The sequence below is a fragment of the Pseudomonas sp. NPDC090201 genome (genome assembly GCF_044746825.1).
In the GTDB taxonomy this organism is placed as follows: Bacteria; Pseudomonadota; Gammaproteobacteria; order Pseudomonadales; family Pseudomonadaceae; genus Aquipseudomonas; species Aquipseudomonas putida_AD.
Genome location: NZ_JBIVCX010000001.1, coordinates 544,902 through 560,172, shown reverse-complemented (window position 1 = coordinate 560,172; position 15,271 = coordinate 544,902). Strand labels below are relative to the sequence as shown.

10 protein-coding genes are annotated in these 15,271 nt (G+C 62.1%); 5 read left to right on the top strand and 5 right to left on the bottom strand.

Translation table 11 applies throughout. From position 1 onward, the window contains the following. Positions 1-8 precede the first annotated feature (8 nt). From ACIPOO_RS02530 to ACIPOO_RS02520, 3 genes are all read left to right on the top strand, one after another. Positions 9-1,832 (top strand): ABC transporter ATP-binding protein, encoded by a 1,824-nt coding sequence (locus tag ACIPOO_RS02530; protein WP_400605165.1) that lies wholly within the window; start codon positions 9-11, stop codon positions 1,830-1,832. A gap of 271 nt (positions 1,833-2,103) precedes the next feature. Beyond that, complete coding sequence (locus ACIPOO_RS02525; RefSeq protein ID WP_274135408.1) at positions 2,104-4,569, top strand: EAL domain-containing protein; 2,466 nt, start codon at positions 2,104-2,106, stop codon at positions 4,567-4,569. Between the two features lie 36 nt (positions 4,570-4,605). Further along, complete coding sequence (locus ACIPOO_RS02520) at positions 4,606-5,403, top strand: TenA family transcriptional regulator (protein ID WP_400604181.1); 798 nt, start codon at positions 4,606-4,608, stop codon at positions 5,401-5,403. Between the two features lie 6 nt (positions 5,404-5,409). On the opposite strand, the gene ACIPOO_RS02515 is transcribed toward ACIPOO_RS02520, so the two are convergent. From ACIPOO_RS02515 to ACIPOO_RS02495, 5 genes are all read right to left on the bottom strand, one after another. Beyond that, positions 5,410-6,336, bottom strand: coding sequence for a GGDEF domain-containing protein (locus ACIPOO_RS02515; RefSeq protein WP_274135410.1), 927 nt, complete (start codon positions 6,334-6,336; stop codon positions 5,410-5,412). Between the two features lie 860 nt (positions 6,337-7,196). Continuing rightward, positions 7,197-7,943 (bottom strand): YciK family oxidoreductase, encoded by a 747-nt coding sequence (locus tag ACIPOO_RS02510; protein ID WP_400604179.1) that lies wholly within the window; start codon positions 7,941-7,943, stop codon positions 7,197-7,199. Positions 7,944-8,072: 129 nt separating this feature from the next. Continuing rightward, positions 8,073-8,744, bottom strand: a complete 672-nt coding sequence (mupP, locus tag ACIPOO_RS02505) for an N-acetylmuramic acid 6-phosphate phosphatase MupP (RefSeq protein WP_400604177.1) — start codon at positions 8,742-8,744, stop codon at positions 8,073-8,075. Between the two features lie 3 nt (positions 8,745-8,747). After that, positions 8,748-9,446 (bottom strand): bifunctional 2-polyprenyl-6-hydroxyphenol methylase/3-demethylubiquinol 3-O-methyltransferase UbiG, encoded by a 699-nt coding sequence (gene ubiG, locus ACIPOO_RS02500; RefSeq protein ID WP_274132325.1) that lies wholly within the window; start codon positions 9,444-9,446, stop codon positions 8,748-8,750. 83 nt (positions 9,447-9,529) lie between these two features. Next, on the bottom strand, positions 9,530-10,858 hold the full coding sequence (locus ACIPOO_RS02495) for a TRZ/ATZ family hydrolase (protein ID WP_400604174.1): 1,329 nt from the start codon (positions 10,856-10,858) through the stop codon (positions 9,530-9,532). A gap of 135 nt (positions 10,859-10,993) precedes the next feature. On the opposite strand from ACIPOO_RS02495, the gene mtnA reads away from it, so the two are divergent. Both mtnA and gyrA read left to right on the top strand, forming a co-directional pair. Continuing rightward, positions 10,994-12,070 carry an S-methyl-5-thioribose-1-phosphate isomerase gene (gene mtnA, locus ACIPOO_RS02490; RefSeq protein WP_400604172.1) on the top strand — a complete coding sequence of 359 codons (1,077 nt, stop codon included), beginning with the start codon at positions 10,994-10,996 and terminating at the stop codon, positions 12,068-12,070. A 304-nt stretch (positions 12,071-12,374) separates the two neighbouring features. Beyond that, positions 12,375-15,170, top strand: coding sequence for a DNA gyrase subunit A (gene gyrA, locus ACIPOO_RS02485; RefSeq protein WP_274132322.1), 2,796 nt, complete (start codon positions 12,375-12,377; stop codon positions 15,168-15,170). Positions 15,171-15,271 lie beyond the last annotated feature (101 nt).

Here is a 15,271-nt window from a genome sequence, read left to right as displayed (position 1 = left end):
CCGTCGACATCGAAACCCCGGGCAAACGCGCTGCCGACGACCACCTTGCCCATGTCGATCGCCTGGACTGGACGCAAATCCGCCGTCTGGCCCTGACCCACAAGAAAGCCCTGTGGATCGCCAATGGCGTCGCGTTCCTCGCGGTGCTGTGTTCGGTGCCGATCCCGTTGCTGCTGCCGTTGCTGGTCGACGAAGTGCTGCTGGGCAAGGGCGATGCGGCATTGCTGTTCATGAACCACTTTCTGCCTGAAAGCCTGCACAAGCCGGTGGGCTACATCGCCCTGATGCTGATGGCCACCTTGTGCCTGCGCCTGGGCGCCTTGCTCTTCAACGTGATTCAGGCGCGGCTGTTCGCCGGGCTGTCCAAGGACATCGTCTATCGCATCCGTGTCCGGCTCATCGAACGGCTCAAGCGCATCTCGCTGGGTGAATACGAAAGCCTGGGCAGCGGCACGGTGACCGCGCATCTGGTCACGGACCTGGACACGCTGGACAAGTTTGTCGGCGAGACCCTGAGCAAATTCCTGGTCGCCATGCTTACGCTGACCGGCACCGCCGCGATTCTGGTGTGGATGCACTGGCAACTGGCGCTGCTGATCCTGCTGTTCAACCCGCTGGTGATCTACGCCACGGTCAAGCTGGGCAAGCGAGTCAAACACCTGAAGAAGCTGGAAAACGACAGTACTTCGCGTTTTACCCAGGCGCTGACCGAAACCCTGGACGCCATTCAGGAAATCCGCGCGGGCAATCGTCAGGGTTACTTTCTGGGTCTGCTCGGCGGGCGTGCCAAAGAAGTGCGCGACTACGCCGTGGCTTCGCAGTGGAAGAGTGACGCGTCGGGCCGTGCCAGCGGGCTGCTGTTCCAGTTCGGCATCGATATCTTCCGCGCGGCAGCGATGCTCACGGTGCTGTTCTCCGACCTGTCCATCGGCCACATGCTCGCAGTGTTCAGCTACCTGTGGTTCATGATCGGCCCGGTGGAGCAGCTGTTGAACCTGCAATACGCCTTCTATGCGGCCGGCGGCGCGCTGACCCGTATCAATGAGCTGCTGGCCCGCGCCGACGAGCCGCAATATGAAGGCCGTCTCAACCCGTTTCTGGGCCGCGAAACCGTCGGCATCGATGTACGCGGCCTGTGCTTCGGCTACAACGAAGAGCCGGTGCTCGATCACCTTGACCTGTCGATCACGCCGGGCGAGAAAGTCGCCATCGTCGGTGCCAGCGGCGGCGGCAAGAGCACCCTCGTGCAGCTGCTGCTCGGGCTGTACAGCCCCAAGGCGGGCAGCATCCGCTTCGGCGGCGCTACCCTCGAAGAGATCGGCCTGGAAACGGTTCGTGAAAATGTCGCGGTGGTGCTGCAACACCCGGCATTGTTCAACGATACCGTGCGGGCCAACCTGTCGATGGGCCGCGAGCGCAGTGACGAGGCCTGCTGGCAGGCACTGGAAATCGCGCAACTGGACGCCACCATCCACGCCTTGCCGCAAGGGCTGGACAGTGTGGTGGGCCGCTCTGGCGTGCGCCTGTCAGGAGGCCAGCGCCAGCGGCTGGCAATCGCGCGCATGATCCTGGCCGATCCCCGGGTGGTGATTCTCGACGAGGCCACCTCGGCGCTGGACGCCGCCACCGAGTACAACCTGCACCAGGCCCTGAACCGGTTTCTCACGGGCCGGACCACGCTCATCATCGCCCACCGTCTGTCGGCGGTGAAGCAGGCTGACCGGGTGCTGGTGTTCGACGGTGGCAGCATTGCCGAGGATGGCGATCACCAGCAACTGATTGCTGACGGTGGCCTGTACGCGCGCCTCTACGGGCATCTGCAACAACTCTGATACAGCTTGTCGGTTTTTTTCGCGACAACCCCTAAATGGCGTTTCGCCAGTGGAACACGTCAATTCTTGGGCTATGCTTGAGCCGTGAAATACCGGATTCTGTGAAAAGCGTCATATTTACGTCTCGACTTTCCCGTATTAACACTCAAGGTCGTGTACAAGGTGTGAGAAGCAACCCGCTGCATCGTGGAAATTAGCCGAGTCCCTATAGGCCAGGAAGGTCGCCTGCGCTTGGGGAGCGAGTACTGGCAGTGCTGATGAAAGGGACACCATGAAGCAAAAGCGGATTCTCGAGAAGCCTCGTCTTCTCGGCATCGTCTGGCCGTTTATCGCGGTGGTGCTGTTACAGGCACTGCTGGGTTGCATCAGCCTTTATATGATGTCGGCCGTGCGCAGTTACGTAGGCGGGGAAAGCCTCTGGTCCAAAGGCCAGAAAGACGCTATTTATTATCTGAATCTGTACGCCAACAGCCGCGACGAGATCGACTACCTGAAGTACCAGCAGGCGATTGCCATCCCCCAGGGCGGCCATGACCTGCGCATCGCCATGGATCAGCCGGTCCCGGACATTCCACGCGCCACTGCGGGCATCCTGCAGGGTGGTAACCATCCCGACGATGCCCGGGGCATCATCTGGCTCTACCTCAATTTCCGTCATTTCAGCTACCTGGAAAAGGCCATCGACCTGTGGAAGATCGGTGACAACTACCTGGTGCAGCTCGACGAAGTCGCCCGGGACATGCACAAGCGGATCCTCGACGGCAGCGCCACCAATGGCGACGTACTGGGCTGGCGGCAGCGAATCAACGCTATCAACGAAGGGGTGACGCCGGCGGCCATGGCGTTCAGCGATGCCTTGGGCGAAGGCTCGCGCGTCATCCTGCGGATTCTGTTGGTGGTCAACCTGACCACCGCCGTGCTGCTGATCATCCTGGCGCTGCTGCGTACCCATAAATTACTGGAACAGCGCCACGCCTTCGCCACCGCCCTGCAAATGGAGAAGGAGCGGGCGCAGATCACCCTGGAATCCATCGGGGACGGCGTGATCACCACCGATGTCGACGGCTCGATTGCCTACATGAACCCGGCCGCCGAGCAGATGACCCACTGGAAGAACGAGCAGGCGTCCGGCCTGCCGCTGGCGGCGCTGTTCAACCTGCTGGACGAGAACGACCAGCGCGACAGCTCGACCCTGATCGAACATGTGCTGAGCGGCAAGCTTGGTGGCGGCAGCGAGAATTCCAAGCTGATCCAGCGCCTGGACGGCAGTACGGTGTCGGTGGCCCTGGTGGGATCGCCGATCCGCACCGAAGGCAAGGTCAGTGGCGCGGTTCTGGTGTTGCACGACATGACCCAGGAGCGCCAGTACATCGCCAACCTGTCATGGCAGGCGACCCATGACGCGCTGACCGGCCTGGCCAACCGCCGGGAATTCGAGTATCGGCTGGAGCTGGCGCTCAACGGCCTTGGCCATCAGCCGGGGCGCCATGCGGTGATGTTCCTGGATCTGGACCAGTTCAAGCTGGTCAACGACACCAGTGGGCATGCCGCAGGCGATGAGCTGCTGCGGCACATCTGCGCCCTGTTGCAGCAGGGTATTCGCGAGGGCGACACCCTGGCGCGGCTGGGGGGCGACGAGTTCGGCATCCTGCTGGAGCACTGCTCGCCCGAGGCTGCGGAGAAGATCGCCGAAGGCTTGCGTCAGACCGTCGAAACCCTGCATTTCGTCTGGAAGGGCAGGCCGTTCGTGACCACCGTCAGTATCGGCCTGGTGCACGTTTCCACATCGCCTACCACTCTTGAGGCCTCGCTGCGGGCCGCCGACATGGCCTGCTACATGGCCAAGGAGAAGGGCCGCAACCGGGTGCAGGTCTATCACGACAACGACTCGGAACTGTCCACCCGCTTCGGCGAAATGGCCTGGATCCAGCGCCTGCACATGGCCCTGGAAGACAACCGCTTCTGCCTGTACTCCCAGGAAATCGCCTCGCTGGGCCGCGATCCGGAGAAACACCACGGGCATGTGGAAATCCTGCTGCGCCTGCGCGACGAGTCCGGCCGGCTGATCCTGCCCGACAGTTTCATCCCCGCCGCCGAGCGCTACGGGATGATGACCACCCTGGACCGCTGGGTGGTGCAGAACGTCTTCAAGATCATTGCCGACTGCCTGAACGACAACCACGCGCCAGGGCCGCTGGCGGTCTGTGCGATCAATCTGTCGGGCAGCAGCATCGGTGACGATGCTTTTCTCGAATATTTGCGACAGCAGTTCCAAATCTACGCAATACCTCCTGAACTTATCTGTTTCGAGATCACCGAAACCAGTGCGATCGCCAATTTGGGCAGCGCCATTCGTTTCATCAACGAACTCAAAAGTCTGGGATGCCGCTTTTCACTGGATGACTTCTGTGCAGGCATGTCGTCATTCGCTTACTTGAAACACTTGCCTGTGGATTTCCTCAAGATTGACGGCAGTTTCGTCAAAGACATGCTCGACGACCCGGTCAACCGGGCAATGGTGGAAGTGATCAACCATATCGGGCACGTCATGGGCAAACAGACGATCGCCGAGTTCGTCGAAAGCCCCCAGATAGAGCAGGCGTTATTGGAAATCGGTGTGGACTACGCTCAGGGGTACGTTATCGAGCGACCGCAATTATTCACCTGTGAATGTCTGCACGCACGGCCCGCGAGGCAGACCCCAATGCTGTTCAGCGCACCTGGGACTTTTCGCTGAACGGCCCCATGGCAACACAACTTAAGGAGCTACACAGTGATCGATATGTTCATAAGAACCGGTCCGCTGATGGATGCCAGCAGTTACCCCGCTTGGGCACAGCAATTGATCAAGGATTGCAGTGAGGCCAAAGCACGCGTGGTAGGGCATGAACTGTATCAACGTATGCGTGATGGGCGACTCAGTACCAAAACCATGCGCCAGTATCTGATTGGCGGATGGCCTGTGGTCGAACAGTTTGCAGTCTATATGGCGCATAACCTGACCAAGACCCGTTTCGCCCGTCATCCGGGTGAAGACATGGCGCGTCGCTGGCTGATGCGCAACATTCGAGTAGAACTCAATCATGCCGATTACTGGGTAAACTGGAGCGCGGCCCATGGGGTCACGCTGGAAGACCTGCAGGCGCAGCGGGTACCGTCAGAGTTGCACGCACTGAATCACTGGTGCTGGCACAGTTGTTCGTCGGAGCCTCTGGTCGTCGCCATCGCAGCCACCAACTACGCCATTGAAGGGGCGACCGGCGAGTGGTCGGCAGTCGTGTGCTCGCAAGAGACATACGCGGACATGTTCCCGCCGGATATCCGCAAGCGCGCCATGAAGTGGCTCAAGATGCATGCGCAGTACGATGACTCGCACCCTTGGGAAGCCCTGGAAATCATCTGCACGCTGGCGGGCAACAACCCCAGCGAGCAGTTGCAGGCTGACCTGCGAATGGCGGTGTGCAAGAGTTACGAGTACATGTATCTGTTTCTGGAACGCTGTATGGTTCTGGAGCGGCCTCAGGAAGCCAACGCACCGCTGCGCGAGCATCGGTTTGCGGCTCGCGCCTGAGTTCGCTCAGCCGGCCATTTCCAGACGGTTGCGGCCCTGGCGCTTGGCGGCGTACAGGGCCGAATCGGCGCGACGCAACAGGCTGTCGGGGGATTCCCCCGGCAGCAGCGTCGAGCAACCGAGGCTGACGGTCAGTTCCACCGCCCGTCCGTTGACCGGATAGGTGAGCTGCAGTGCCGCATTGCGCAGGCGCTCGCCGACGAGTGCGGCCGGGTCCCGTGCCGTGTTGGTCAGCACGATCAGAAATTCCTCACCGCCAAACCTGAACACCTGGTCGATGTTGCGCAAACGATCCTTGATCGAATCGGCCACCATCCGCAGTACTTCATCGCCCGTGGCATGGCCGTGGGTGTCATTGATGCTTTTGAAATGATCGATGTCGAGCATCAGCACCGATAGCGGCTGCTGCTGGCGTCGGGCAATTTCGATTTCCCGGGTCAGGGACTGTTCCATCGCGATGCGATTGCCCGCGCCGGTCAGGGGATCGCGCAGTGCGCTGAGGTTCGCCTGACGGTAAAGCAGGGCGTTGCGAAGCGGGTACAGCAGGCTGACCAGCAGGGATTCGAGCTGTGAAAGCTCTTCTTCGCTGAAGCGTCGGTCACGCTGGAACTCCAGTTCGCCGACCTGGACGCCTTCGTGGGTCATCGAGTAGCTGGCGTGGTGGCGCGAGCGCTCGCCCAGTTCCAGTTTCAGGTCGGTGCCGGCGTGCTGGTAGTGCAGGGCTCTGAGCGGGATCAGGTGTTGTACGTAGTTGAAGAACATCCCCAGGATCTTTTCGGCTTCCAGGCTGGTCTGCAGGTGCAGGCCGAGTCTGCGCTGCAGTTGCTCGAAGTCCATGGGTTGTTGCGCGCAGCTGTCAGCCTTGGCGAAGCCAAAGCGCTGCAGTCGTGCGGTGTCGAATTCAAAGGCATTGGCCCGTGTCGGAAAACTCATGTTTTCGCTCCTTCGCCTCTCATCGGGCTTGTGTAGGACAAAGCGAAAGATGTGCCAACTTGGTCATTTGAATGGATGGTCATAGGAATCAAGCAGTTAGCGCACGCAGGTGAGTGATCGGTGGCGGGTGGTGCCTTGGAATTGACTAACGTACCGTTTTGCAGGCCAAGGGGCTACAAAGAAGCGACGGAAAACCGCCGAGGGGACGGGAGGCTTGGGTTTCAATGATCGTTCCCACGCTCCGCGTGGTAACGGCTGTCTTGACGCTCCGCGTCTTTGGGTGACGCCGTTGTTGTGTGCATATCCGTTTTCGCGGTGGTTTTAGCTTAGGGTTTCGCCCCTTACGGGCGACCTACTTTCCTTACGGGGAAAGTAGGCAAAGCCATTGCGACAGGCTGGGGCCCTTCGGGCTTCCCTCGACTCCGGCGCCGTTCCGGGGGCACGCCGTCCCGTCCATCTGAGCGCCGTCCCTGGCCAGCACGGCTAGCGGCATCCCTGCCGCTCATCCCCCTCCACGACACCTGCGCTCGGCCTGGCGCCTTAACGTCGCGCTCTGCGGCGCCTGTGCCATCGCGCACGAAGATCAAAAGCTCACCACCGAACCGTAGCAGCACGGCTTGCCGGCGTCGGCGATCTTGAGTGCGCCATCGCGGGCAAGCGCGCTCCTACAGATGCGAACACCGTCCCGTAGCAGCACGGCTTGCCGGCGGGGGCGATTTTGAGGACGCCATCGTCCGAATGCGGCCCAGGCCAACCGCGCTCCTACAGATGCGAACACCGCCCCGTAGCAGTCCGGCTTGCCGGCGTCGGCGATCTTGAAGACGCCCCCGCCGGCAAGCCGTGCTGCTACGGGGTTGTGGTCATTTTTTCTGGGCGTCGAATGCCTGGCCGTTGATGCCGCTGCTGTCGGGGCCCATCAGGTAGAGGTAGACCGGCATGATTTCTTCGGGTGTCGGGTTGTTCAGCGGGTTTTCCGCCGGGTACGCCTGGGCGCGCATGTCGGTTCGGGTGGCGCCGGGGTTGATGCTGTTGGCGCGTACCGAGGCGACATCTTCGAGTTCGTCGGCCAGGGTCTGCATCAGGCCTTCGGTGGCGAATTTCGAGACGCCGTAGGCGCCCCAGTAGGCCCGGCCCTTGCGGCCCACGCTGCTGGAGGTGAACACCACCGAGGCGTCTGCGGACAGCTTGAGCAGCGGCAGAAGGGTTGCGGTGAGCATGAAGGTCGCGTTGACGTTGATGTGCATCACGCGCATGAAATTCACGCCCGACAGCTGCTCGACCGGGGTGCGCGGGCCGATGATCGAGGCGTTGTGCAGCAGCCCGTCCAGGCGGCCGAACTCGGCTTCGATCATCGCTGCCAGTTCGTCGTACTGGTGGGGCAGGGCGGTTTCCAGGTTGAACGGAATCACCACCGGTTGCGGGTGCCCGGCGGCTTCGATCTCATCGTAGAGCGCGGACAGGCTGGCTTCGGTCTTGCCGAGCAGCAGCACGGTTGCGCCGTGGGCGGCGTAGGTTCTGGCGGCTGCGGCGCCAATGCCGCGGCCTGCGCCGGTCACCAGAATGACGCGATCCTTGAGCAGTTCGGGGCGGGCGGAGTAGTTGAACATTGTGAGCCTCTTCAGTTCTTGAACAGTCTCTGTAGGAGCGCGCTTGCCCGCGATGTCGTGGGGTCAGCCACCACCGATGTCACAGGTATACCGTCATCGCGGGCAAGCGCGCTCCTACAGGCGTTGCATTCAGCAACTGCACAGCGCGTTATCGAGCACCCGGCGCAATTCCAGCGGGTGATCCACCACCACGTCGGCGCCCCAGTGATCGGGGTTGTCGTGGGGATGAATATAGCCGTAGCGCACGGCGGCGGTGCGAGTGCCGGCATCGCGGCCGGATTCGATATCCCGCAGGTCATCGCCGACGAACAGCACGCTGGCCGGGTCCAGGTCGAGCATCTTGCAGGCCAGCAGCAGTGGCTCGGGGTCCGGCTTGCTTTTGGTCACGTGGTCCGGGCAGATCAGCACGGCCGAGCGTGTGTCCAGGCCAAGCTGCTCCATGATGGGCTGGGCGTAACGCACCGGCTTGTTGGTCACCACCCCCCAGACCAGCTTCGCCTTCTCGATGTCATCGAGCAGCTCTTCCATGCCTTCGAAGAGCTTGCTGTGAACGGCGCAGTCCTGCTGATAACGCTCCAGGAACTCCTGGCGCAGGGCCTCGAATTCCGGCTCGTTTGGCGAAATGGCAAATGCCGCCGAGACCATGGCCTTGGCGCCGCCGGAAATCTCGTCACGAATCAGTTTGTCATCGATGGGCGGGAAGCCACGCTCGGCCAGCATGGCCTGGCAGATGGCGATGAAATCCGGCGCGGTGTCGAGCAGCGTGCCGTCCATGTCGAAAAGAACTGCCCTCAAGCGCATGATTCAGGCCCCCTTGAGCGTCTGGATCATGTAGTTGACGTCGACGTCCGAGGCCAGCTTGTAGTGCTTGGTCAGCGGGTTGTAGGTCAGCCCGATGATGTCCTTGACCTCGAGCCCCGCCTGGCGGCTCCATGCACCCAGCTCGGACGGGCGGATGAATTTCTTGAAGTCATGGGTGCCGCGCGGCAGCAGATTCATGATGTATTCGGCGCCGATGATGGCGAACAGGTACGCCTTCGGGTTGCGGTTGATGGTGGAGAAAAACACCTGGCCGCCCGGCTTGACCATGCGGTAGCAGGCGCGGATCACCGAGGACGGGTCAGGCACGTGCTCCAGCATCTCAAGGCAGGTGACCACATCGAACTGCTCGGGCATCTCCTCGGCCAGGGCCTCGGCGGTGATCTGCCGGTATTCCACGCTGACCCCGGATTCGAGCTGGTGCAACTGGGCCACGGCCAGCGGCGCCTCGCCCATGTCGATGCCGGTCACCGTCGCGCCGCGCAAGGCCATGGCCTCGCTGAGGATGCCGCCGCCGCAGCCGACGTCCAGCACCTTCTTGCCCGCAAGGCTGACGCGCTCGTCGATCCAGTTCACCCGCAGCGGGTTGATGTCGTGCAGCGGCTTGAATTCGCTGTTGCGATCCCACCAGCGATGGGCCAGGGCTTCGAATTTGGCGATTTCGGCGTGGTCGACGTTGCTCATGTGTGATCCCTCTAAACTTGAATTTCGGTGGCCGGTCATGGGTCTGGCCATGATCGCGCGGCAATGTGACGATGCTGTTCGGTTCAGGTGCTGGCGGCGATGCGATTGCCCCAGGCCCTGGCGGTTCGGGTCAGGGCCTGTTCATCCATGCGCGTCAGGCGCTTGTCCTGCAGGAGTTGCTTGCCCGCGACCCAGACGTGACTGACACAGTCCCGGCCGCTGGCATAAATGAGTTGTGACACCGGGTCGTAGATCGGCTGCTGCGCCAGGCCCGACAGGTCGAACGCGACGATGTCGGCGGCCTTGCCCAGTTGCAGGGACCCTGTGACGGCTTCGATGCCCAGCGCCCGGGCGCCATTGAGCGTGGCCATGCGCAGGGCGCGATGGGCGTCCAGGGCAGTGGCCGAGCCTGCGACGGCCTTGGCCAGCAAGGCGGCGGTGCGGGTTTCGCCCAGCAGGTCCAGGTCATTGTTGCTGGCGGCGCCGTCGGTGCCCACCGCCACGTTGACCCCGGCCTGCCACAGGCGCTCCACGGGGCAGAAACCGCTGGCCAGCTTGAGGTTCGACTCGGGACAGTGAATCACGCTGGAGTTGCTTTCCACCAGTATCGCCAGGTCTTCGTCGCTGATCTGGGTCATGTGCACGGCCTGGAAACGCGGCCCCAGCAAGCCCAGGCGCTGAAGGCGGGCGAGGGGGCGTTCCTGGCACTGTTGCACGGCGTCGTGCACTTCAAAGGCGGTTTCATGGACATGCATGTGAATCATCGCGTCCAACTCGTCGGCAATCACCCGGATCTTCTCCAGGTTCTCGTCACTGACGGTGTACGGCGCGTGCGGGCCCATGGCGATGGAAATGCGCTCGTGGTGCGCCAGATCGTTGAACAGTTCGACGCCGATGTGCAGCGATTCATCGGCGTTGCGCGCGCCGGGAATCGGGAAGTCCAGTACCGGAACGGTGATCTGGGCGCGCATTCCACTGTTATGCACGCGTTCGGCGGCGACCTTTGGGAAGAAATACATGTCAGAGAAACAGGTGATGCCGCCCTTGAGCTGTTCGGCGATGGCGATATCGGTGCCGTCGCGAACGAAATCCTCATCCACCCACTTGGCTTCGGCGGGCCAGATATGGTCCTTGAGCCAGGTCATCAGCGGCAGATCGTCCGCAAGCCCCCGGAACAGGGTCATCGCGGCGTGGCCGTGGGCATTGATCAGGCCCGGGGCGAGCAACATGCCGGGCAGTTCGCGCACTTCTATGGCATTTTGCCGTAAGGCCTCGGCTTTCGGGCCGATGTAGACAATCATGCCGTCACGGATGCCGATACCGTGCTGCTTCAGGACCACGCCGGCGGGTTCGACCGGCACCAGCCAGTCTGGCAGCAGCAACAGGTCGAGCGGTGCAGCGGAGTGGGGCATGGGGCGGCATCCATTGGCTTATTACGGGGAGGGCGAAGTATACCCGAGCGTCCGGACGGACGGCTCGCTATAATCCGCGGCTTTTTTCATCTGCTGGCTTGTGTTTCGATTTCAAAATCATATGTGGGGTGTGCAATGCGCGATCGATTACTGGCTGCGGAAAAAGTGAAGGCCATCGATTGGCGGGACGGCACGCTGTACCTGCTGGATCAGCGGGTCCTGCCGCACGAGCAGACCTGGCAAGCCTGTGACACGGCCCTCAGTGTGGCCCAGGCTATCAGCAACATGGTCGTGCGCGGCGCGCCGGCCATCGGCATCGCGGCAGCCTATGGCCTGGTGCTGGCGGTCATCGAGCGTTACGCCGCAGGCGGCGACTGGCAGATGGCGCTGGAAGAAGACTTCGACCTGCTGGTCAACGCCCGGCCTACCGGCGTTAACCTGTTCTGGGCGCTGAACCGCATGCGCGAGCGCCTCTATCGCCTCAAGGATCACGAAGATCCGCGCGCCGTCATGGAAGCCGAGGCGCTGGCGATCCACGAAAGCGACCGCGAAGCCAACCTGACCATGGCCCAGTTGGGCGCCGAGCTGATCCGCAAGCATCAGGGCAACCTGCAGACGGTGTTCACCCATTGCAACACCGGCGCGCTGGCCACCGGCGGTTTCGGCACGGCCCTGGGCGTGATCCGCGCAGCTTATATAGAAGGCATGATCGAGCGCGTGTATGCCGGGGAAACCCGCCCGTGGCTGCAGGGCTCGCGCCTGACGGCCTGGGAGCTGGCCAACGAAGACATCCCGGTCACGGTGACGGCGGATTCGGCGGCTGCGCACCTGATGAAGACCAAGGGCATCACCTGGGTCATCGTCGGCGCGGATCGCATCACCGCCAATGGCGACATCGCCAACAAGATCGGCACCTATCACCTGGCGGTGGCGGCGATGCACCACGGCGTGCGTTTCATGGTGGTTGCGCCCAGCTCGACCATCGACATGAACCTGGCCAGCGGCGAGGACATCCTGCTCGAGGAGCGCGACGGTCGCGAATTGCTGGAGCTCAACGGCCAGCCGGTCGGTGCGCAGGTCGATGCCTTCAACCCGGTGTTCGATGTGACGCCTGCGGACCTGATCGATGCCATCGTGACCGAGAAAGGCATCGTCGAGCGTCCCGATACGGCCAAAATGGCGCAACTGATGTGCCGTAAGCGCCTGCATTGAGCCCATTGTCGTCAGTGCTACCGACGTTCCGGGGGAGGGCTGTCGGGCCCTGTAAGCCCTTCTCAGGCGCCTAATGGCGAAATGGCTCACTTTCAAGGGCTTCAAACACTTCGTGCCTGACGGCGTTTGTGGTAATATCCGGCGGTTTCCAGGAGGGCGCACTGCGGCCCTCTTCATTGCGCAAATCCATGGCTTAACTCGCTGATTTGTCGTAAGTCGCCCCAGGCACAGGCCTGCGGCGGCGAGCTTCGTTTATCCCGGATGGATGCGCGAAGTTTCACCAGAAAAAGGAATCAGGCTTCTCATGGGCGAACTGGCCAAAGAAATCCTCCCGGTCAATATCGAAGACGAGCTGAAACAGTCCTACCTCGACTACGCGATGAGCGTCATCGTCGGACGTGCTCTGCCCGATGCGCGCGACGGCTTGAAGCCCGTGCACCGGCGTGTTCTGTACGCGATGAGCGAACTGGGTAACGACTGGAACAAGCCGTACAAGAAATCCGCCCGTGTGGTCGGTGACGTCATCGGTAAGTACCACCCCCATGGCGACACCGCTGTCTACGACACCATCGTGCGTATGGCACAACCTTTCTCCCTGCGCTACCTGCTGGTAGACGGCCAGGGCAACTTCGGTTCGGTCGACGGCGACAACGCCGCGGCCATGCGATACACCGAAGTGCGCATGACCAAGCTGGCCCACGAGCTGCTGGCGGACCTGCACAAGGAAACCGTCGACTGGGTGCCCAACTACGACGGCACCGAGCAGATCCCGGCGGTCATGCCGACCCGTATCCCCAACCTGCTGGTCAACGGTTCCAGCGGTATCGCCGTGGGCATGGCGACCAACATCCCGCCGCACAACCTGGGCGAAATCATTGATGGCTGCCTGGCGCTGATCGACAACGGCGACCTGACCGTCGACGAGCTGATGCAGTACATCCCCGGCCCCGATTTCCCGACTGCGGGCATCATCAACGGCCGCGCCGGCATCGTCGAAGCCTACAAGACCGGTCGTGGCCGCATCTACATGCGCGCCCGTTCCACTGTCGAAGACATCGACAAGGTCGGTGGCCGCCAGCAGATCGTCATCACCGAGCTGCCGTACCAGCTGAACAAGGCGCGCCTGATCGAGAAGATCGCCGAGCTGGTCAAGGAGAAGAAGCTCGAAGGCATCACCGAGCTGCGCGACGAGTCCGACAAGGACGGCATGCGCGTGGTCATCGAGCTGCGTCGTGGCGAAGTGCCTGAGGTCATCCTCAACAACCTCTACGCCCAGACCCAGCTGCAAAGCGTGTTCGGCATCAACATCGTTGCGCTGATCGACGGTCGTCCGCGGATCCTCAACCTCAAGGACCTGCTGGAAGCCTTCATCCGTCACCGTCGCGAAGTGGTCACCCGCCGCACCGTGTTCGAACTGCGCAAGGCTCGCGAGCGTGGTCACATCCTCGAAGGCCAGGCGGTTGCCCTGTCCAACATCGACCCGGTCATCGAACTGATCAAGGCTTCGCCGACCCCGGCCGAAGCGAAGGAAGGCCTGATCAGCACGCCGTGGGAATCGAGCGCCGTGGTGGAGATGGTCGAGCGCGCTGGCGCCGAGTCGTCCCGCCCGGAAAACCTCGATCCACAGTACGGCCTGCGTGACGGCAAGTACTTCCTGTCGCCGGAACAGGCCCAGGCCATCCTGGAACTGCGTCTGCACCGCCTGACCGGTCTGGAACACGAAAAACTGCTGACCGAGTACCAGGAAATCCTGACTCAGATCGGCGAGCTGATCCGCATCCTCAACAGCTCCACGCGCCTGATGGAAGTCATCCGCGAAGAGCTGGAACTGATCCGTGCCGAATACGGCGACGTGCGCCGCACCGAGATTCTCGATGCGCGCCTGGACCTGACCCTGGGCGACATGATCCCGGAAGAAGAGCGCGTCGTGACCATCTCCCACGGTGGCTACGCCAAGACTCAACCGCTGGCCGTGTACCAGGCCCAGCGTCGCGGAGGCAAGGGCAAATCGGCTACCGGCATCAAGGATGAGGACTACATCGCTCACCTGCTGGTCGCCAACAGCCACACCACGCTGTTGATGTTCTCCAGCAAAGGCAAGGTCTACTGGCTCAAGACCTACGAGATTCCGGAAGCGTCCCGCGCTGCCCGTGGTCGTCCGCTGGTCAACCTGTTGCCGCTCAGCGAAGGTGAATACATCACCACCATGCTGCCGGTCGATCTGGAAGCCATGCGCAAGCAGGCTGACGAAGAAGAGGCCGAAGGCGTCGAGTCCGATGTCGACGACATCGAGAACAGCAACGAGACCGAAGAAGAGCGCCGTGCGCGCATCAAGGCCGCCGACAAGAAGAAGGCTCCGTTCATCTTCATGTCCACCGCCAACGGTACGGTCAAGAAGACCCCGCTGGTGGCCTTCAGCCGTCAGCGTAGCGTCGGTCTGATCGCCCTGGAGCTGGACGAAGGCGACATCCTGATTTCCGCCGCCATCACCGACGGCGAGCAGGAAATCATGCTGTTCTCCGACGGCGGCAAGGTCACCCGCTTCAAGGAATCCGACGTCCGCGCCATGGGCCGTACGGCTCGCGGTGTGCGTGGCATGCGCCTGGCCGAGGGCCAGAAGCTGATCTCCATGCTGATTCCGGAAGAGGGCAGCCAGATCCTCACCGCCTCCGAGCGCGGTTATGGCAAACGTACCGCCATCACCGAATTCCCTGAGTACAAGCGTGGCGGCCAGGGCGTGATCGCCATGGTCAGCAACGAGCGTAACGGCCGTCTGGTCGGTGCGGTTCAGGTGCAGGACGGTGAAGAGATCATGCTGATCTCCGACCAGGGCACCCTGGTTCGTACCCGCGTCGACGAAGTGTCGAGCCTGGGCCGCAACACTCAGGGTGTGACCCTGATCAAGCTGGCCAAGGACGAGAAGCTGGTGGGTCTGGAACGTGTCCAGGAGCCTTCCGAAGTCGAGGGCGATGAGCTCGAGGGAGAAGGTTTCGACGGCGAAGTGCTGGAAGGCGAGGTCACTCACCTCCCTGACGCCGACGACGCTGCCGGCGACCTGCAAGCCGATGCCGGAGCCGACGAAGAAGAGTCGCAGGACTGATAGACGTTGTATTTGAGGGCCCATTCGTGGGCCCTCTTGGCTTTGGCCAGAACTGCAGCTTCGTCGCCGGGCGCGTGGTTGCGGATGTTTCGAATTCAACG

What these genes read in the sequence shown, in the direction of transcription:
- ACIPOO_RS02495 (WP_400604174.1), bottom strand. Translation starts at nt 10,858, where the DNA reads ATGCCCCACTCCGCTGCACCGCTCGACCTGTTGCTGCTGCCAGACTGG.
- ACIPOO_RS02510 (WP_400604179.1), bottom strand. Translation starts at nt 7,943, where the DNA reads ATGTTCAACTACTCCGCCCGCCCCGAACTGCTCAAGGATCGCGTCATT.
- mupP (WP_400604177.1), bottom strand. Translation starts at nt 8,744, where the DNA reads ATGCGCTTGAGGGCAGTTCTTTTCGACATGGACGGCACGCTGCTCGAC.
- ACIPOO_RS02525 (WP_274135408.1), top strand. Translation starts at nt 2,104, where the DNA reads ATGAAGCAAAAGCGGATTCTCGAGAAGCCTCGTCTTCTCGGCATCGTC.
- mtnA (WP_400604172.1), top strand. Translation starts at nt 10,994, where the DNA reads ATGCGCGATCGATTACTGGCTGCGGAAAAAGTGAAGGCCATCGATTGG.
- gyrA (WP_274132322.1), top strand. Translation starts at nt 12,375, where the DNA reads ATGGGCGAACTGGCCAAAGAAATCCTCCCGGTCAATATCGAAGACGAG.
- ubiG (WP_274132325.1), bottom strand. Translation starts at nt 9,446, where the DNA reads ATGAGCAACGTCGACCACGCCGAAATCGCCAAATTCGAAGCCCTGGCC.
- ACIPOO_RS02515 (WP_274135410.1), bottom strand. Translation starts at nt 6,336, where the DNA reads ATGAGTTTTCCGACACGGGCCAATGCCTTTGAATTCGACACCGCACGA.